Annotated in this window: 12 protein-coding genes; 10 read left to right on the forward strand and 2 right to left on the reverse strand. The window is 44.1% G+C overall.

The genetic code is table 11. The features are described 5' to 3' along the window. Positions 1–92: 92 nt before the first annotated feature. From ABD772_RS14460 to ABD772_RS14480, 5 genes are all read left to right on the forward strand, one after another. Positions 93–3,830 (forward strand): sensor histidine kinase, encoded by a 3,738-nt coding sequence (locus tag ABD772_RS14460; RefSeq protein ID WP_345105887.1) that lies wholly within the window; start codon positions 93–95, stop codon positions 3,828–3,830. Between the two features lie 106 nt (positions 3,831–3,936). Next, positions 3,937–4,554: a hypothetical protein gene (locus tag ABD772_RS14465; protein WP_345105889.1), complete on the forward strand. Its 618-nt coding sequence runs from the start codon at positions 3,937–3,939 to the stop codon at positions 4,552–4,554. A gap of 207 nt (positions 4,555–4,761) precedes the next feature. After that, positions 4,762–6,912 (forward strand): carboxy terminal-processing peptidase, encoded by a 2,151-nt coding sequence (locus tag ABD772_RS14470; RefSeq protein ID WP_345105891.1) that lies wholly within the window; start codon positions 4,762–4,764, stop codon positions 6,910–6,912. An 87-nt stretch (positions 6,913–6,999) separates the two neighbouring features. Continuing rightward, on the forward strand, positions 7,000–8,115 hold the full coding sequence (locus tag ABD772_RS14475; RefSeq protein WP_345105893.1) for a ligase-associated DNA damage response exonuclease: 1,116 nt from the start codon (positions 7,000–7,002) through the stop codon (positions 8,113–8,115). Further along, on the forward strand, positions 8,112–9,731 hold the full coding sequence (locus ABD772_RS14480; protein ID WP_345105895.1) for an ATP-dependent DNA ligase: 1,620 nt from the start codon (positions 8,112–8,114) through the stop codon (positions 9,729–9,731). Before ABD772_RS14475 ends, ABD772_RS14480 begins: the two co-directional genes overlap by 4 nt. Before the next feature lie 386 nt (positions 9,732–10,117). Here the strand turns inward: ABD772_RS14480 and ABD772_RS14485 are convergent, their stop codons facing one another. Beyond that, positions 10,118–11,107 carry a Kelch repeat-containing protein gene (locus ABD772_RS14485; protein ID WP_345105897.1) on the reverse strand — a complete coding sequence of 330 codons (990 nt, stop codon included), beginning with the start codon at positions 11,105–11,107 and terminating at the stop codon, positions 10,118–10,120. Between the two features lie 224 nt (positions 11,108–11,331). Here ABD772_RS14485 and ABD772_RS14490 point away from each other — a divergent pair, with 224 nt between their 5' ends. Continuing rightward, positions 11,332–12,414, forward strand: coding sequence for an SBBP repeat-containing protein (locus ABD772_RS14490; protein WP_345105899.1), 1,083 nt, complete (start codon positions 11,332–11,334; stop codon positions 12,412–12,414). Between the two features lie 4 nt (positions 12,415–12,418). Here the strand turns inward: ABD772_RS14490 and rsgA are convergent, their stop codons facing one another. Then, entirely contained in the window at positions 12,419–13,339 is a 921-nt protein-coding gene (gene rsgA, locus ABD772_RS14495) for a ribosome small subunit-dependent GTPase A (RefSeq protein ID WP_345105901.1), read from the reverse strand. 92 nt (positions 13,340–13,431) lie between these two features. Between rsgA and ABD772_RS14500 the strand changes: the two genes are divergently transcribed. The 4 genes from ABD772_RS14500 to thrC all read left to right on the forward strand — a co-directional run bounded on the left by ABD772_RS14500 (position 13,432) and on the right by thrC (position 19,364). Continuing rightward, the gene (locus ABD772_RS14500) at positions 13,432–14,220 is read left to right on the forward strand and encodes a carbon-nitrogen hydrolase family protein (RefSeq protein WP_345105903.1); all 789 of its coding nucleotides are present in this window, start codon (positions 13,432–13,434) and stop codon (positions 14,218–14,220) included. 244 nt (positions 14,221–14,464) lie between these two features. Next, positions 14,465–16,918 (forward strand): bifunctional aspartate kinase/homoserine dehydrogenase I, encoded by a 2,454-nt coding sequence (thrA, locus tag ABD772_RS14505; RefSeq protein WP_345105905.1) that lies wholly within the window; start codon positions 14,465–14,467, stop codon positions 16,916–16,918. 114 nt (positions 16,919–17,032) lie between these two features. Beyond that, entirely contained in the window at positions 17,033–17,968 is a 936-nt protein-coding gene (locus tag ABD772_RS14510) for a homoserine kinase (protein WP_345105987.1), read from the forward strand. Positions 17,969–18,053: 85 nt separating this feature from the next. Then, positions 18,054–19,364 (forward strand): threonine synthase, encoded by a 1,311-nt coding sequence (gene thrC, locus ABD772_RS14515; protein ID WP_345105907.1) that lies wholly within the window; start codon positions 18,054–18,056, stop codon positions 19,362–19,364. The last annotated feature ends 518 nt before the right edge of the window (positions 19,365–19,882 follow it).

The raw sequence follows: 19,882 nt of genomic DNA on the forward strand, positions 1-19,882 counted from the left end.
TTCAATTGCAACAATATTTTTTTAAAGTCGCAAAACTAAAGCGGCTTTTTTTTATTTGTAAGTTTACCAATGCAAAATACCCAATAACAAATTTGAGTTACGCTGGAAAAATACGGTTAATGCTGGCCTTGTTAAGCGCCAGTTTATTATTAACGGCGATTATTGTGCGCTCAACGTATACGCCTGCCGTTAATTTGACACAGACGGCCAAAATGCTCGAGAGTGGTCTTCATCAAAAAGAAGAATACATTAACAACGCTATTGGAACCAGGGCCGGGCTTAACCGCTTTAAAACCATCGCCAATAATTATGACGACGGTTTAAAATGTATCCGGGAGTTTACTAACGACAGAAGCATTTATGTAGTAACCTACAAAAAAAACCAGGTTCAATACTGGAGCGATATAACGGTAATACCGCCAAACCCACAATATATTAAAGATGGCTACTCATTTAAAAAAGAAGCGAATGGCTATTACGAATCCATCAAGAAAAGCGACGGCGATTTTTCGGTGATCTTTCTCATCCCTGTAAAAACCAATTATACGGTACAAAACCAATATCTACAAAATACCTTCTCCAAAGACCTGCTCAAAGACAACAACATTGACATTGCCGATTTCACCGACAAGGATGCCCTGGCTGTGCGCAGTGTAAGCAAAACCTCTTTGTTTTGGGTTAAGGTAAAATCCAATGAAATTAATTACCGTTTCTTTTACTTTGAACTGGTTTTATGGCTGTTAACCCTTCTGGTTGTCTGTGTCCTGGTGCAAAACATATGTTCATACCTGGTTAACAAAGACCATCTCTTTTTATCATTTATTTTCCTGGCAGCATTTATTATTGGCATACGATATCTCAACCTGGAATTTAATTGGCCAAATTTTACCCACCGGCTGGAGATATTTAACCCCCATTTATACTCAGCAGGCAAATTGTGTCCCTCACTCGGCGATCTCGGCATTAACATCCTGCTGGCAAGCTGGCTGGTGGCCTACATCTACAGGCAACGCTTTAAGCTGATCAAGTACACCCCCGGCAAAACAGGCGGCTATGTGCTGATTTTATTTTGTATAGGCGCACTTATGATTGTATCAACCCTACTGCTCCACGTATTTTATGGGCTGGTTGTACACTCTAACATTAACTTTGACGTTAATAATGTGCTTGGCTTATCAGGATATAGCCTATGCGGCATACTGCTCCTGTGTTTCAGTTTTTTTATTTTTTACCTGCTTAACGAGGTTTGCCAGACCGTGTGCTGCCGCCTGCCCATACCGGCCAAACAGCAACTGATCATTTTTTTGATTGCTATTGTCGCTGCTACCTGTTATTATAGCATATCCAGAAATGAATTTATAGGATTTTATCTCTTATGGTCGCTCATCGTGATTATCAGGGGCTATGGATACCACACCCGGAATACCCGTACAACCACGTTTACGTTTGCAGGTATATTACTTATTTGCTCAATAATATCATCCATAAACCTTAATCGCTTTGAGGATAAAAAAGAAAAACAAAACCGCAAGGCTCTTATCCTTAAGCTCGAAAACCCAACCGACTCAACGGCTGATCGTTTGTTTAAAAAGATAGAACGGCAAATAGTAACTGATCCTTTTATCATCAGCTATTTTAGAGATACGGTACACAACAATGATTACCTTCAAAACCGTTTACAAAAACGTTATTTTGACGGCTACCTCTCCAAATATGATTTTAAGGTACATGCCTACAATGCCAAAGAACAACCCATATCGGCCGATCAGAACTACCCGCTTTCTGTCTACAAGGATATGGTGCTGTATAGTTCGCTTAAGGTATCTAATTATTTTTATCGCGAAAATGAGTCCTTTGGTTTTCAGAATTACTTTGGGATATTACCTGTAACACAAACGGCCAAAAATCTGGGCTCGATTATCGTCGAACTTAAATCAAAGGCGCTGCAAACTTCAAATTACTTCCCCGAGTTGCTGGCTGATGGCCACCTGGACGATAAGGGCGATTTTAAGAACTACTCGTACGCATTTTATTCTGATAATAAACTGCTGTCGCAAAATGGTAATTTCGTGTACAAGCTAGTGCGTACTAATTACCAGTATCCGGTTAAAACCTTCAATTACCGAACCAGCGAACAGAAAAGCGGAGTGTGGTACCGGCCTAAAGTTGTCTATAGCCACCTCATCTACAAACCCACCGAACGCAATCTTATCGTAGTAAGTAAACAGGAACTTTCCTTTTTTTACAGCATTACGTCGGTTACTTTCTTTTTTGTGATCCTGCTGTTATTCAGCGTTATTGTATTTGTGGCAAGCTGGGCATGGTTGCGTATTAAGATATTGACCATCACCAACAACAAAATAAAATGGGGGCTCAGGATTACCCTGGACAAGATACTTTACAAAACCCGCATTCAGTTTTCGATGGTATTTGCGGTAGTGATTACCCTGATCTTAGTAGGCATTGTTACCTATATTTCCATCAGTTCGCAATATCAAAACCAGCAGGACAAAATGATCCGCGACCGTATCATCAAAATAACCGACGCTTTTGAGAATGGACTGTTTGATAAATACATAACCCATCTTAACGAGCAAAGCCAGTTAAGTTTTGATGCATTGGCGGCCTCTTACTCGTCTGACCTGGTTTTATTTGACAAACGCGGCGCCCTGCTAATTACCACCCAACCACGCATTTATGAATATGGGCTTATTTCCCGGCGGATGAATGCCAGGGCATATATCACACTGCTTAACGAAAAACGATCAGATGTTGAAAACGATGAATGGATAGGCTCGCTTAATTATAAAACAGTTTACGCGCCGATACGTAACACCAAAGGCGAAACCATTGCTTATTTGCAATTGCCCTATTTTTCAAACCAGGCCGACTACCGGGAACGCATTGGCTCGCTGCTCAATATCATGATCCAGATTTACGCCATCATTTTCATAGCTATAGGTTTGTTTGCCGTTATTATTGCGCGACAGATCACTAACCCGTTAAACTTCATTCAGCAGAGCTTAAGTAAAACCATCTACGGTAAAAAGAATGAGCCGATTAAATGGGATCGCGATGACGAGATTGGCGCTTTGGTAAAAGAATATAACAAAATGATTGCGGCCCTTGAAGCCAGCGCCGCACGGTTGGCACAGTCTGAACGCGAAAGCGCCTGGCGCGAAATGGCCAAGCAGGTAGCTCATGAAATCAAGAACCCGCTTACGCCTTTGAAGTTGGGCTTGCAGTTATTAGAAAAATCCTGGCGCGAGAAGGATGCTAAGTTTGACCAGAAGTTTGAGCGTTTCAGCAAATCATTTGTTGAGCAAATAGAGAGTTTGTCGCAGATAGCGTCAGAGTTTTCGGCCTTTGCCAAAATGCCGGATACCCGTATGGAACGCTTCGATGTTTTTGAGGTGATAAACCAGGCGGTTACCATATTTAAACAAACCGACAATTTTACGATCAACTACCAGATACCTGAGGCGCCGTTTTTTGTTGTGGCCGATAAAGACCAGTTGTTACGTTGCTTTAACAATCTGCTTAAAAATGCCATAGAGGCTACTCCACCCGATAGGCCCGGAACGTTGGAAATCACCTATCAAACAGATAACAGACAGATAAAAATAGCGGTTAAGGATAATGGCAACGGTATACCCGAAGGCATGCACGAAAAAATATTTGAACCTAACTTTACTACAAAAAGTTCGGGAACGGGCTTAGGCTTAGCCTTCGTGAAAAACTCAGTAGAAAACGCCGGCGGTAAAGTCTGGTTTGAAACTGCGACCGGAAAAGGCACAACTTTCTTCTTAAGCCTGCCTATAGCCATTTAAATTTCGCGATACACTTGTTAACCTCGGGATAAATACATAAATTGGCAGTATAATATTTGCTGAAATACCCCGTTATACTGGACTTAGTTATTAGCAATAGATATTGATGAGATTTTTTCTTTCTTTAACCTTCCTTACCTTAAGTTTGACAGCATCAGCTCAGTTTTGGAAACGCAAGCCAAAACCGGTTCCTGAGGTCTTAACAGTGGCATTTATCACTCCCGCGCAAATACAAATTAAAAACACGTTACCTGCAAAGCTTGAAAAAGTAAAACTGCCACGCTCTGTTTACAACCTTGAAGTTGAAGAAGAGGTAGTTTTAAAACAAGCCAAGCATAACATGCGTTTTAGAGTTTATGATCTAGCCAGCTATAATTTTAGCGATCTGGCTGCGCTGTATCTTCACCAAAATCGCTTTTCTGAAGCTAAATGGTATTTACTGCAAAGCAACACTATAGCTAAGCAAGCCGGTAATACCCGCCATGTATTAGACAATCTTTATTTGCTGGCCGATATTAAAAATGCCATCGGCGAGCAGCTTTTGGCACTGACTGATTTACTGGAAGCTCATGACCTTGCTGTCGCAAAGGGTATGCAGACAGATGTTGCGCTTATAGACAAAAAAGTAAAATTCCTGCAAACCAATAAAATTGTTGCTGTTAAAGCCGAACTGCGTTACGCCGAAGCTGTAGAGGCGGCCGCCGCTAAAACTGTAGTTAACTAATGCAGTTTATAACAATTAAGTAAAATACTTGCCGAATTAACAAAACAGTAAAACATTATTGTAATATTGTTACTTGTTATCAGTCTTATATAAAGAGATGGTTATTTTGCCATCTCTTTTTTTACATTAGCAAAATTATAATAGGCACAAGTATTGATGTACCCAACAAGAGCAACAACGACACCCGAATTAACGTTAATAAAAGATATGTTTAAAAGATTCTATTTTGTGCTTGCCGTAGGCGCCGCCCTGGCTTGCCACGCTGCCCCTACATCTGCGCCGCCCATTAAAGTGCCGGGTTCAAATAACCTGGAGCCTACCGAGCAACAAAGCCTCGTATGCAAAACAGTAGCCAAGTTTATATCGCAATACAATTATAAAAAAGTTGATCTGAATGATTCTTTATCTGCAGTGATCTATAATCGCTACATTAAAAGCCTGGATGAAACTCATACTTATTTATTAGCATCAGACATACAGGATTTTGACAAGTATAAAAATTCATTAAGCGACGATATAAAAAACGGCAACCTGAACGATGTTTATTACATTTTTAACGTTTTTCAGAAAAGATATCAAGACCGCATTAAGTTTTCAATTGCACAGCTGAACAACAATTTCGATTTTAGCAAAAAGGAGACTTTCACTTACGACCGTACTGATTTGCCCTGGGTAGGCTCGCAGGCCGAAATGGATAGAGAGTGGACCAAACGCGTAAAATATGATCTGCTTAACTTAACCCTGGCCGATAAAGATATGGCCAAAAACAAAGAGAAGTTAAAAAAGCGTTATGAAGACCTTTTATCACAAAACAGCAAGCTGAATGGCAATGATGTCTTTCAGATTTTTATGGACGATTTTACCGAAGCCATAGATCCGCATACCAATTACTTCGATCCGTTTAATGCGGCTCAGTTTAATATGGAAATGTCAAGATCATTACAAGGCATTGGTGCTACGCTGCAAAGCAAAAACGAGTATGTAACTATCCAATCAGTAGTAGCAGGCGGCCCGGCTGATAAAAGCCATCAAATTAATACCGGCGACCGTATTTTAGCGGTGGCGCAAGGTAAAGATGGCGAGTTTCAGGATATCATTGGCTGGCGCTTGGATAATGCCATTAAGCTGATCCGCGGCAACAAAGGCACGGTTGTAAAGCTTAAAATATTACCTCAGGGCAAAGCAGTGTCCGATCAGCCAAAAGTGATTGAGCTGGTTCGCGATAAAATCGTGCTTAAAGACCAACTGGTTAAACAGGAAATAAAAACCTATAACAGTAATGGCAAAACATACAAAGTAGGTATCATCAATGTGCCTGCATTCTATGCCGATTTTAACGCTGCCCGTGCCGGCGATGCCAATTATCAAAGCACCACCCGCGATATGCGTTTGGTATTAGATACCTTGAAACGTGCCGGTGTAACCGGAATTATAGTCGATTTGCGCGAGAATGGCGGTGGTTCCTTAAACGAGGCTATTTCGCTTACCGGTTTATTTATTAAAACCGGCCCTGTGGTTCAGGTTAGAGACACCCAGGACCAGGTAGATGTGAATAAAGACGAAGATCCGTCGGTTGCTTATGCGGGCCCTATGGCTGTATTGGTTGACCGTTTCAGTGCTTCGGCTTCCGAGATTTTTGCCGGTGCTATACAAGATTATGGCCGCGGCCTCATTATCGGTACACAAACCTATGGCAAAGGTACCGTACAAAGCGAGATAGACCTTGATAAAGTGATCACGCCATCAATTGCCGAAAAATTAGGCTTGACAACCGGAGCAAAAAAACCGGTATCAACCGGGAGCGTAAACCAATACGGTCAGCTGAATTTAACTATAGCCAAATTCTATCGCATCAGCGGCAACTCAACCCAACATAAAGGTGTTATTCCCGATATTCAGTTTCCATCATTAATTCCATTAGACAAATATGGCGAGGACATTGACCCGTCAGCTTTACCTTTCGATGTGATTGCTAAAAGCAATTACGCCAGGGTTGCCGATCTTTCTTCGGTTATACCGTCGCTAACTAAAATACATAATCAACGCATTGCTACAAGTGCATCTTATAAAGCGTACGAGCAAACCATTGCTGATTATCGAAAGAGCGAAAAAGAAAAAACAGTAACCCTGAACGAGCAGGAACTAAAAAAACAACGTGACGACGACGAAGCCAGAACGCTGGCACGCGACAACAGCCTGCGTGTTGCTTTGGGCTATAAACCTTTAAAGAAAGGTGAAACCAAACCTAAGAAAGAGGATCTTGATCCGTTGAAATTGGAAGCTGGCCAGATTTTGGTCGACTACATCAATATGGACAACAAGATTACCAAAGTTGCTACACCCGCTACAAGCTATTAAACAGTACAATATTTCAACAACGAAATCCCGGCCTTGTGCCGGGATTTTTGCTTTAAAACCAATTTGTATCACAACGGTTTATCTTACATGGCCAGGAAACCACTGCTTGAATTTACCGACAAAGGCATTTATTGCGACCAAGGCAGGTTTTATGTTGACCCATGGAAACCGGTTGATGATGCCATAATCACCCATGCGCATGCCGACCATGCCTATTGGGGGCACAAGCATTACCTGGCGCATCATTTGTCAAGAGAAGTCCTGCTTTACCGGCTCGGCGATATTCAGTTACAAACAGTAGCGTATGGCGAAACGGTGATGAAAAACGGCGTGAGCATTAGCCTGTATCCGGCAGGTCACGTAATTGGCTCGGCACAAATACGGGTTGAATACCAGGGCGAGGTTTGGGTGGTGTCGGGCGATTATAAAACCGAAGACGATGGCATTTCGACCTCCTTTGAGCCGGTAAAATGTCATCACTTTATATCCGAATGCACCTTCGGTATGCCGGTTTACCAATGGAAGCCACAGGCGCAGATATTTGATGACGTAAATAACTGGTGGCGCAATAATGTAAACAACGGTGTAGCTACGGTGATCGTCGGATACTCGTTAGGTAAGTCACAACGCATTTTGCAGAACCTCGATCTGTCGATAGGTAAAGTTTACACGCATGGCGTAATAGAGAATACCAACGAAGCATTACGGCGCAATGGCGTAACTCTTAATCCAACCGAACGAATCACTATCGACACATCAAAAGATGAAATACGCAAAGGTATTGTTCTGGCACCACCGTCGTCTGTGGGGACACCATGGATGCGTAAGTTTCAGCCATACAGTTTCGGCTACTGTTCAGGTTGGATGGCTATTCGCGGAGCGAAACGCCGCCGCGCCGCCGATCGCGGTTTTGTCCTCTCTGACCATGCCGACTGGGATGGGTTGATCAGCGCTATCGATGCCACCGGCTGTGAAAAGGTTTATCTGACCCACGGCTACACCGCCAGCTTTACCCGTTATTTAAACGAGATTGGTTTCGATGCCTACGAGGTGCATACACTTTATGGTGATGACGAGGCACTGGAGGATACCACCACCCAGCCCGCCCCAAAAGGGGAGGAGTTTAATACTCCATTTAACAATAATGATCAGGATAAAAAAGGTTCCCCCTTTGGGGGATATTTAGAAGGGGTGGATTCATGAGAGTCTTCGCCCAGCTATTTTTATCCCTTGATGAAACCAATAAAACCAACGAAAAGGTCAGGGTTTTAAAGGACTATTTCAATAGTGTGCCCGATACCGATAAAATGCACATGCTTGCTTTATTTACCGGCCGCAAGCCCAAGCGCGTTATTAACTCCACGCAGGTACGGACATGGGCTACTGAAATTACCAATATCCCCATCTGGCTATTTGAGGAGAGCTATCATGTAGTGGGCGACCTGGCCGAGACCATGGCCCTGCTAATGCCACAAAGCACCACCGGCACCAGCAATAAAACGCTTACTGACTGGATGGGTGAATTAAACGAATTAAGCACCAAATCTGAAGAAGAGCGTAAGCTTTGGCTCATTGAATCGTGGACGATGCTGGATACGCAGGAGCGCTTTGTGTTCAATAAACTGCTGACCGGCAGTTTCCGTGTCGGCGTATCGCAAAACCTGGTGATCAAAGCGTTGGCTGACATTACCGGCTTGGACGCCGCAACGCTCACCCATCGTGTTATGGGTAACTGGATGCCCGAAACCTATACCTACGAGCAACTGGTACAACAGCAAGGCGCTGCCGATGATATATCGCGCCCATACCCTTTCTTTTTGGCTTATCCCATACAAGAGACCTCAGAAAAACAAAAATCGGCAGACGACTTAAAAAGTGCTTTGGGCGATGCTGCCGACTGGCAGGCAGAATGGAAATGGGATGGTATCCGCGCGCAGTTAATTAAACGCGAAGCCAAGATATTCATCTGGAGCCGTGGCGAAGACCTGGCTACTGATAAATTTCCGGAGCTGCATCCTTTTTTGAATGACTTACCGGACGGCACCGTGCTGGATGGTGAAATATTAAGCTTTCAAAATGGGCAGCCTATGCCTTTCAATGTACTGCAAACCCGCATCGGCAGAAAAAATTTGAATAAAAAAATATTAGAGGAGAGCCCGGTAGCACTAATAGCTTACGATTGCCTGGAATTTGCCGGCGAAGACATCCGCAACAAAACACAAAGCGAACGCCGTGAGATATTGGAGCAGTTACAATCGGCAACAAATTTTCCTGAAACGTTCAGAATATCGGCGCTGATAAAATTTAACACCTGGAATGAATTGGCGGCTACCCGAGAGCAATCGCGAACCATGATAGCCGAAGGCATTATGTTAAAGCGTAAAAGCGCAACCTATCAAGTTGGCCGTAAGCGTGGTGACTGGTGGAAATGGAAGATCGACCCGCTTTCTGTAGATGCGGTAATGATCTACGCCCAAAAGGGCCACGGCCGCCGAGCCGACCTATATACCGACTATACCTTTGCCGTTTGGGACGGTGACAAGCTGGTGCCTTTTGCCAAAGCTTACTCAGGGCTTACTGATGCTGAGATTAATAAAGTGGACTATTTTGTTAAACGCAATACGCTTGAAAAATTTGGCCCGGTACGAACCGTAAAGCCTGAGTTGGTTTTTGAGATAGGCTTTGAGGGTATTAACCGCTCAACCCGCCATAAATCGGGCATTGCATTACGTTTCCCCCGTATCCTGCGCTGGCGGCATGATAAACCTAAAGAGGAAGCCGATACACTCGATAACTTAAAGGCGTTGTTGGGTGATTGATTTTTGCGATAATAGCAATGAACCCAAATAACAAATCCGTAATCTCCACGATAGCTTCGCAGCGCCCGTTGTAAGTGTCTATACCTACATTTAACGGGGACGCTTAACCAGGCGAGAGCGACAAAGCCCTTAACCGGACGAGAAGCCTTTGTACTATGCCAGGTGATCCACCGTGAATGTGTATCAATCTGGATCAATTGGATCAGTTAATTTTTTTAATATTCTAAAAATAAGTATGTTATGAAATTGCGCAGACAATTTTGGATCACTTTGGATCACGTTTTCTGACTTTTATGTCATTGACCCGTCCTGAAAAAAGTTTACAGATTTGGTTGTTAATACTTAATTGAATTTACACTTTTTTGGATCACCCGCTTTTAAATTTTTTATTTCCAGCCAAACCTTTCCAACCCTATATCACCACTTGCACCACCGGCAATATAGATCTGATGGTTATAAACAGCGGCCCCAACACCGTTGCGGGCTTTGTTCAGGCTTGGGGCGGTTTTCCATTTGGTATCGGTTTCAGGGTCTATGTAATAAACATCTTTTTGCGGCCCGTTAGGTGTGGTTGCGGTAGCACGTTCGCCGCCGATATAGAATATTTTACCGTCAAGGTTTACGCTATTACCCCCGCCGGTTCCCTTCGGGAGTTTAGCAGCAAGGGTGCTCCATTTGCCGGTTTTAAAATCATAGCAATCCACCTCAAGCACCACCTTATCAAAAAACGACATAAAGTTATTCGCGTCGTGCAAGCTGGTATTACGCCCGCCTACAGCATATAATTTGTCTTTTACAACAACAGCCATACTATGATCGCGGATGTGTGGTGCATCGGGCAGGCTGGTCCACTTATTTGTTTGCGGGTCATACTCGTCAAATAGTCCGTTGGTGCCATCATGATGTCCATGCAAAATACCGCATACCAGGTACAGCTTGCCGTTATGAACCGCCGCTCCTGCCCCGCCACGCCGGCGGTTTTCGGGCAATCCGGCTAATTGCTGCCAGGCATCCTTTTTGGTATCATAAGCATAAGCACTGGCCAAAGGTATTTGGTTAGGATAGTTGCGGTCAGAAAAAGCATCCAACACATAAACCTTATCGCCCAAACCAACAGCCTGAAAATGATGCATGATAGACGGAGCTGTAGCACCTTTTGCCCACGCAGAAGTGGCCGGGTCGTAAATTTCGACAGGCTCCGCCGGGGCATCTCCACCCACTAAATACATTTTTCCGTTAACTGCGGCAAACCCGCACTCATTGCGCGACGGCGGTGTATTGGTTGAGGAAACCAGCGTCCACGAACCATTATCCAGGCGATAAAAAGCAGCCATGGTAAGCGCAAGCATTGGCAAGGCGAAGATCAGTTTTTTCATAGCTATAACCTATTGGTTTAAAGATCACCCCGAGGGTAGTGTATTAGTTTTTAGATAGCTAAGTAAATTTAGAAAATATTGTAACAAAAATATTGGATAACTGACCTGCCCCCCACCACTATCTGCTATTATGCCCGCGTATCATTACCTCGCTGATTTATAAATAATATTGCAACTATCATTTATAAATTGGTAAATTGTAATATCCAAACTTATTACAACTAATGAAAGCCTATTCTTGTCTGATGGTTATAGCGCTCCTGGCAGCTTGCCTCTGGTCTTGCAAAAAAGATTCATCCCCCAAAAACACCGGAACAAACGGTACCACTGGTACAACCGGAGCCACCGGCACTGGCAGCACTACAGACACCACCAAAACTACGCTAAAAACAGACGTTTATTATGTTGGGTTTCTCAACAAAAACCAAACAACTGGCGGAAACCGCGCTGAGCTTTGGAAAAATGGTGTTCTTACATCCCTGTCTAATATTATATCGTCGGCCTCGAATATTTGGGTTTCAAAAGGCAACACCTACGTATGTGGATATGAGGGCATTGCGGTATCTACTCATGCCGTTTATTGGAAAAACTTTAATTATAGCACCCCGTTAACGGACGGTAGTGAATACCGCTCAATAGCTAATGACATCACCGTACAGGACAGCGATGTACTCTGTGTCGGTGACGTAATTGATCACACGGGATACAAAGCTGTTTTTTGGAGAAACCAGAAAATGACTGTACTGACCAATAATGGTGACGCATCCCGTATCCTGGTTAAAGGAAGTGACATTTATATCGCCGGTGCATACACTGACGCAAAAGGCAACAGTTTCGCATGCTACTGGAAAAACGGTATTGTACATAAGCTTAGCGCCCGCGCCCAGGCAACAGGCATAGCAATTGATGATAACTCAAATATCTATGTGTGCGGTACGCAAAATAATAGCCCCATTTATTGGAAAAATGATGTAATGACTGCGCTTCCAAAAACCACAAAGTTGGCTTTCGCTAATGCCATTACCACGAAAGGTGATGATGTTTATATAGTAGGATCGGGCGAGGACGATCCTTATTGGGGTTATAACCATGCCTATTGTTGGAAAAATGGTATACCACAGGATTTTTCAGGTGGTTCGGAAGCCGATGATATTACTATTGTTGGCACACATATATTTATAGCCGGATCTCATGCCGCAGGCTTAAACAAATACGGCAGGCTTTGGGAAGATACATTGATAGCATATCTTGACCCATATGGTCTAACCTCAGTATTTAATGGCCTGTATATAGATCAGCATTATTAACGGCTTACGCCCGCGTATCATTACCATTATAAATACTCAAATAACTATCATAACGCGATATTTCGATCTCACCGCGCTCAAGGGCTGCCAGCACCGCGCAGCCCGGCTCGTTGATATGCTGGCAGTTATTGAATTTGCAATTGTGCATACGCTCGCGCATTTCAGGAAAGAAATGGCCAAGTTCTTCTTTTTCAATGTCGATGATGCCCAGCTCGCGGATGCCCGGCGTGTCAATCAGGAAGCCGCCTTGGGGTATCTCAAACATTTCGGCAAAGGTGGTGGTGTGGGTGCCTTTGTCGCTCCATTCGGACACCTCGCTGGTGCGTAGCGTCAAGTCGGGCAACAGGGCATTGATCATACTTGATTTGCCTACGCCTGAATGACCGGAGATTAATGTAATTTTATCCTTTAGCAAGGCTTGCACCTGCTCAATGTTAGTACCCGCCAAAGCAGAAACCTCATAGCATGGATAGCCTATATTTTCGTACATGGTTGTGTACTCGGCCAGGATATCCAGCCCTTCGTCGCTAAACAGGTCGAGCTTGTTGAAAACCAGTTTGGCAGGGACGTCATAAGCCTCGGCAGTAACCAGAAAGCGATCAATAAACCCCAACGAAGTACGCGGTGATGCCAGGGTTACTACCAACAAAGCCTGATCAAGATTGGCAGCAATGATCTGCCCCTGTTTGGAAAGGTTGATAGATTTGCGAATGATGTAATTCTTCCGCTGATGCAGGTTAGTGATCACACCGGTTTGTTGTTCCGGCTCCAACTCAAAGTCAACCACATCGCCAACAGCAATAGGGTTTGTGGTAACGATATCTTTGATCCTGAATTTACCTTTTATACGGCAATCATACCGCTCGCCACCGGGTGTTCGCACCTGGTACCAGCTTCCGGTTGACTTTGTAACTAATCCCTGCATTTCGCGGTAAAGGTAAAAATTTAAAAAGGAAGAAGAATATCCTGGAACATCTCCGCAAAAATCCTGAACTTTAAAGCAACAACACACTCCATATGAAAATCGCACTGGCATCGCCTTCGTTTCCCTCATCAATAACTGATGGATTACAGCAACTCGAAAAGCTGACGAAAGAGGCGTCGGCGAAAAAAGCAGAGATCATTTGCTTTCCGGAGTCGTTTATTCCGGGCTATCCGTATGCTGAATTTAATGTCGAAAAAGCTACTGAACAACAACTACAGGATGCTTTGGCGAAAGCTCAACAAATGGCTGCGGACAATGGCATCACTATTATATTACCGACAGACTGGTATACATCAGAAGGCTTTCAAAACGTAGCCTGGGTAATATCAGCCAACGGCGAACGGCAAGGCTATCAACCCAAAACACAACTCGACCCTACCGAAGATGCTATCTGGACACCTGGTACCGAGCGGAAGCTATTTGAGATAGACGGCGTAAAGTTTGGCATCGTGATCTGCCATGAGGGGTTCCGCTACCCTGAGCTTGTGCGCTGGGCCGCGGTGCGCGGTGCTAAAATTGTTTTCCATCCGCATTGTGCGGGTAGCGATGAAGACGGCACTTCGCCAGCCGAATGGGGCAGTATAAACAACCCCTATTATGAAAAGGCCATGATGATGCGGTCGCGAGAAAATACGATCTACTTTGCCAGTGTTAATTACAGTTTCCAATATCCTGATTCTGCGACATCAGTCATTGATCCCGAGGGCGAATGTGTTGCCTGGCAACCCTACAGCAAACCCGGAGTTTTGGTGGTTGACATAGATTTGGAACAGGCCACCGGCTTATTGGCCAAACGTTTTAAAGGCGAACTTTACCAATAAAGCTGATAAAATCTGTAGAGTATCTAAAAAATAAAATTTAATTCTTGTTATTTCAAAAATTAAGCATTTAATTTGCTGCCATTAAAACAATGACAATTAAAAACACAACCATTACAACGATTACAACCACCGGCAATAGCCACGGAGGAAGATAGTCGTATGGTATAAAGAGATAAAAATAAAACCACATGAGCGCCTTCCTCCACACAGAGGAAGGCGTTTTTTGTTTTTAAATAGCCCAATAATGAAGATTCTAAAATTTGGCGGAACATCCGTAGGTTCGGTTCAAAGTATTCAAACCCTGCTAAGCATCCTGAAGGATGAAGTTAAACAACCCGCTGCCGATAAACCGGTAGTGATACTGTCGGCCATGAGCGGCGTAACCAATCTGCTTTTGGCTATGGCCGAAGAAGCGGCCCGCGGTAATGATTTTGCCCCGCAACTGGCTGAGTTAGAAAAACGACATATTGACCTCGTGAAGTCGTTGCTGGCTATTAAAAACCAAAATCCCGCGGTTACCGGATTACTGATCAACTTTAAAGTATTAGAAGAATTACTGCAAGGTGTACTAACGCTGCGCGAATTAACTGCTAAAACCCGCGATCTGATCATCAGTTACGGCGAACGCTGCTCGACCTTCATGATCAGCAAAATTGCGGCGCAATATTTCCAGGCTGCATTTGTAGACGCGTCAGCTGTAATTAAAACCGATAGCTCTTTTGGCCAGGCTAAGGTTAATACCGACTTAAGCGAACAACTGATCCGAGGTTTATACCAGGAGAATAAGGACAAAACTTTGTTTGTTACCGGCTTCATCGCCAGTAATGACGAAGGGCAGATCACTACACTGGGTCGCGGCGGCAGTGATTACACTGCTGCAATATTTGGAGCAGCGCTTAACGCCAGCGAAATACAGATCTGGACAGACGTTAACGGTATGATGACTGCTGATCCGCGTATGGTAAAAAAAGCATTTTCGTTACCAGAACTGACTTACACCGAAGCGATGGAGCTCTCTTACTTCGGCGCCAAAGTCATCTATCCGCCAACCATGATACCGGCGTTTCTGAAAAAGATACCCATTATTATCAAAAATACTTTTGAGCCCGGGTTTGCCGGTACTGTTATCCGGCACGATTGCAAACCGTCTAACCTGGCTATTAAAGGTATATCATCTATCAATAACATCAGCATATTAAATGTCGAGGGCAGCGGCATGGTGGGTAAGTCGGGCTTTAGCGGCAGGTTATTCTCATTATTGGCGCGCGAGCAGATCAACGTGATCCTTATTACACAATCCTCGTCTGAACATAGCATAACTTTCGCTGTTTCGCCAGGCGATACCGAGCGGGCACGACAGGTTATTGAGCACGAATTCGAGCTCGAACTGCTCGCCAAAAAACTGGAACATATAGAGATTGAAAAAGATTTGGCAATACTGGCAGTTGTTGGCGAGAACATGAAGGAAACTCCCGGTGTATCGGGCAAACTATTCCATGCCCTTGGCCGTAACGGAGTTAATGTGAGAGCTATTGCACAGGGCTCGTCAGAGTATAACATTTCCGTTATCGTTTCTTCACATGATCTGGCAAAAGCCCTGAATGCGGTGCACGACGCCTTCTTTGTGCAACTTACTAAAACTTTACACGCCTTTTGCCTGGGCACCGGCAACATAGGCAAAACATTGTTTACACAACTGAATGGCCATGCCGCTTTCTTACAGGAAAACAACGGTATCCAGGTAAAAATAGCAGGCATCAGCAATACCCGTAAAATGGTTTTTAATGCCGATGGTGTCTCACTAAGTAAATGGGAAGAAGAACTGGACCAGGCCGGCCAACAGGCAAATCTGGCTACTTTCATTGCCCAAATGAAAAGCATGAACCTGCCTAACTGTGTATTCATTGATAACACCGCCAGCTCCAAACCTATTGAATTTTATGAGGATGTTTTGAAGTCGACCATATCAATTGTTACCTGCAACAAAATTGGCAACTCGGGATCGTTTCAGCAATACAAAACATTAAGAGATACCGCACGACAGCATGGGGTTGATTTCTTTTATGAGACCAATGTCGGTGCAGGGCTGCCAATCATCCGCACCTTAAAAGATTTAATGAACAGTGGCGACCGGGTGCAAAAGATCGAAGCTATTCTGTCGGGCACCATTTCCTTCTTATTCAACAATTTTAAAGGCAATGCCAACTTCCACGATACCGTAAAGCTGGCGCAGGAAAAAGGCTATACCGAACCCGACCCGCGAGATGACCTGCGTGGTACCGACTTTATGCGCAAAATGCTGATCCTGGCCCGCGACGCAGGTTACGCCCTTGAGTCGTCGGATGTAGTTATAGAAAGCATGTTACCCGACAGTTGTTTAAAAGCCGCCAGCGTTGAAGATTTTTATCAAACCCTGAAAAATGAAGACGCTTATTTTTCTACCCTGAAAAATAAGGCAGAAGCCGAAGGTAAAGCACTACGCTATATTGGAAAATTGGAAGACGGCAAGGTATCTATCACTTTAGAAATGGTAGATGAAAACCACCCGTTCTATATGTTGTCGGGTAGTGATAATATCATATCATTCACTACCGACCGTTATAAAGAAAGGCCCCTGGTAGTTAAAGGGCCTGGCGCAGGCGCCGAGGTTACTGCCGCAGGTGTGTTTGCTGATTTAATAAATGTGGGCGCAAATTAATCTCCTACCCCCTGTAGGGGGAACAATAGTTGAACTTATATGGAAAATCATAATAATTTAAAAGAAGTTAAAGTCCCGACCGTCATAGCTCCACTTTTAAGGAGCGGGGGGGGCGTGGGATCGTCCGTTCACGTTTTTGCCCCCGCTACCGTTGCCAATGTGGTTTGCGGATTCGATGTTTTAGGTTTTGCGGTCAATGCCCCCGGCGACGAGGTGATTATGCGGGTAACTAATAAACCCGGCATCACCATCAGTAAAATTACCGGTGATGATGGCCGCCTGCCTATGGACCCCGCTAAAAATACTGTGAGTGTAAGCGTTAAGCATTACCTGGAAAGCATTGGCCGCACCGATTTGGGACTGGACATACAGTTGCATAAAAAGATGCCGATAGGCAGCGGCCTGGGTTCAAGCTCGGCCAGCACGGTGGCTGGTTTATTTGCCGCTAAAACTTTATTAGGCGATACCAGCGACCCGATAAACCAATTGCCATTTGCTATGAAAGGCGAGGAAATGGCCTGCGGACATGGACATGCCGACAACGTTGCACCGGCATTATTTGGTGGTTTTGTACTCATCCGCAGCTATGAGCCGCTGGATGTAGTAAGATTGCCGCATCCCGAGGATTTATATTGCGCCATTGTTTTCCCGGACGTTGATGTGCCTACCCGTGAAGCCAGGCAGATCATCCGCAATAAAATAAATATGAAAGATGCCGTTACGCAATGGGGCAATATTGCCGGGCTGGTAAGCGGCTTGTTTTTGAACGACATAGACCTGATAGGCCGTAGTATGCAGGACGTATTGGTTGAGCCGGTGCGCTCTATGTTAATCCCCGATTTTTATAAAATGCGCGAAATGGCGATGGAACTGGGCGCCGTTAGTTTTGGCATTTCAGGCTCGGGCCCGTCGGTATTTGCCTTTACCCGCGATGAGCAAACCGCTCATAACATCACACAAAAACTACAGCAACATCTAAATGGCATCAAGATTGGGTCGAACGCCTATGTATCTCCAATTAATGAGGCGGGGCCGAGCGTGCTGGGGTAATAAGCAATTGAGTGAATTTTGAATGAGTGAATCCTAATAAATTTGTCATCCTATGTTTGCATAGGATGACACACATAATATAACAATGAAATTCTACAGTACCAACAATACATCATCGCGCGTAAGTTTTAAAGACGCCGTGTTTAACAGCATGCCTCAGGACAAAGGGCTTTATATGCCGGTTTCTATACCACGGTTGGATGATAAGTTTATCAATAATCTGGATGGCTATACTTTGCCTGAAATTGCTTTTCATGTGGCGCAAAATTTATTGGGCGATGATATTCCTGCCGACGATCTGAAAGTGATCATTGACGATGCTATCAACTTTTATGCACCGATAATAAAATTAGAAAGCAATGTTTATGTGCTTGAACTCTTTCATGGGCCATCATTAGCTTTTAAAGACTTTGGAGCCCGCTTTATGAGCCGGGTAATGAGCTATTTTTTAGAAGAAGGAGAAAAACAACTGGATGTCCTTGTTGCTACATCCGGCGACACCGGCGGTGCGGTTGCGTTAGGCTTTTTGGGTGTGCCGAATACCCGCGTTACTATTCTTTACCCAAAAGGGAAAGTAAGTGATATACAGGAGCTGCAATTAACTACTAATGGGCAAAACATCCGTGCCTTAGAAATTGAAGGGACTTTTGATGATTGCCAGGCATTGGTAAAACAAGCGTTTACCGACCCCGAGTTGAATGCTAAATATCGCTTGACATCTGCTAACTCTATCAATATCGCCCGGTTAATTCCGCAAACCTTCTATTACTTTAATGCTTATGCGCAAGCTTTAAAATTGGGTAAGAACAAGATCGTATTTTCGGTGCCGAGCGGAAATTTCGGCAACATTGGCGCAGGCTTACTGGCATGGAAAATGGGCCTGCCGGTCCAACATTTCATAGCAGCCACCAATGCAAATGATACTGTTCCGCAGTTTTTGAAAACGGGTGTTTATCAACCTAAACCATCTGTTGCTACCCTATCGAATGCAATGGACGTAGGCAACCCCAGCAACTGGGTGCGTATTGCCGATATGTTTAAAGACGATGCGGCGCACTTGGGGCAGGTAATAAGCGGCTACAGATTTAATGATGACGAGACTTTAGCAGCTATCAAGTCCATTTATGATCATTATAAGTATGTAGCTTGTCCGCATACGGCTATAGCCTGGCAGGCGCTGAAAGATTATCAGCAAGACCAGCATACAGACAACACTACAGGCATTTTCTTGTCAACTGCGCACCCATGCAAGTTCCCGGATGTTTTGCCAGCAGAAATAGCCGGCCATGTGGAGGTGCCTGAACAAGTGGCTTCTTTAAAAGCAAAAGAAAAGCAAGCAGTTTCTTTAGGAAAAGATTTTGAGGGATTTAAAAATTATTTGCTGAAGAACGCATAAAATATTTCCCTCTCTACTTTGTCATGCTGAGTACGAAGCCACTACCGACTGGCTTAGACGCTTCGCTAGCATAGCTGGCAGATTTTTCACTTCGTTCAAGAGAATAGTTCTTCGCTATGCTCAGAATGACAAAATTTATTTCCCTCTCCACTTTGTCATGCTGAGGCACGAAGCATCTGCTCACTGGCTTAAACGCTTGCTAGCATAGCTGCAGATTTTTCACTTCGTTCAAGAGAATAGTTCTTCGCTATGCTCAGCATGACAAAGTACATTAAACCTTGGGCGGCCACTCCATTATGTCGCTATTTAAGAATAACCAATTCGGATTTTCCTCTTCGATAAACTTTATTTTCTTATCTCTTGTCCAACCCTTTATTTCCTTTTCTCTTTCGATAGCGTTGTTAATGTATTGATGCTTTTCAAACCAAATCAGTTAAAAACATTTATACTTACAAGTGAAGCTATTCTTTGTATCTGTTCCGAAATAATGCTCAATCAATCGCCTGTCCAAATCATAG

It is taken from the genome of Mucilaginibacter panaciglaebae (assembly GCF_039539265.1).
Taxonomy (GTDB): Bacteria; Bacteroidota; Bacteroidia; order Sphingobacteriales; family Sphingobacteriaceae; genus Mucilaginibacter; species Mucilaginibacter panaciglaebae.

Bases quoted from the DNA above. Each gene is read 5' to 3' on its own strand.
- ABD772_RS14465 (WP_345105889.1), top strand. From the start codon at position 3,937: ATGAGATTTTTTCTTTCTTTAACCTTCCTTACCTTAAGTTTGACAGCA.
- ABD772_RS14470 (WP_345105891.1), top strand. From the start codon at position 4,762: ATGTTTAAAAGATTCTATTTTGTGCTTGCCGTAGGCGCCGCCCTGGCT.
- ABD772_RS14475 (WP_345105893.1), top strand. From the start codon at position 7,000: ATGGCCAGGAAACCACTGCTTGAATTTACCGACAAAGGCATTTATTGC.
- ABD772_RS14480 (WP_345105895.1), top strand. From the start codon at position 8,112: ATGAGAGTCTTCGCCCAGCTATTTTTATCCCTTGATGAAACCAATAAA.
- ABD772_RS14485 (WP_345105897.1), bottom strand. From the start codon at position 11,107: ATGAAAAAACTGATCTTCGCCTTGCCAATGCTTGCGCTTACCATGGCT.
- ABD772_RS14490 (WP_345105899.1), top strand. From the start codon at position 11,332: ATGAAAGCCTATTCTTGTCTGATGGTTATAGCGCTCCTGGCAGCTTGC.
- rsgA (WP_345105901.1), bottom strand. From the start codon at position 13,339: ATGCAGGGATTAGTTACAAAGTCAACCGGAAGCTGGTACCAGGTGCGA.
- ABD772_RS14500 (WP_345105903.1), top strand. From the start codon at position 13,432: ATGAAAATCGCACTGGCATCGCCTTCGTTTCCCTCATCAATAACTGAT.
- thrA (WP_345105905.1), top strand. From the start codon at position 14,465: ATGAAGATTCTAAAATTTGGCGGAACATCCGTAGGTTCGGTTCAAAGT.
- thrC (WP_345105907.1), top strand. From the start codon at position 18,054: ATGAAATTCTACAGTACCAACAATACATCATCGCGCGTAAGTTTTAAA.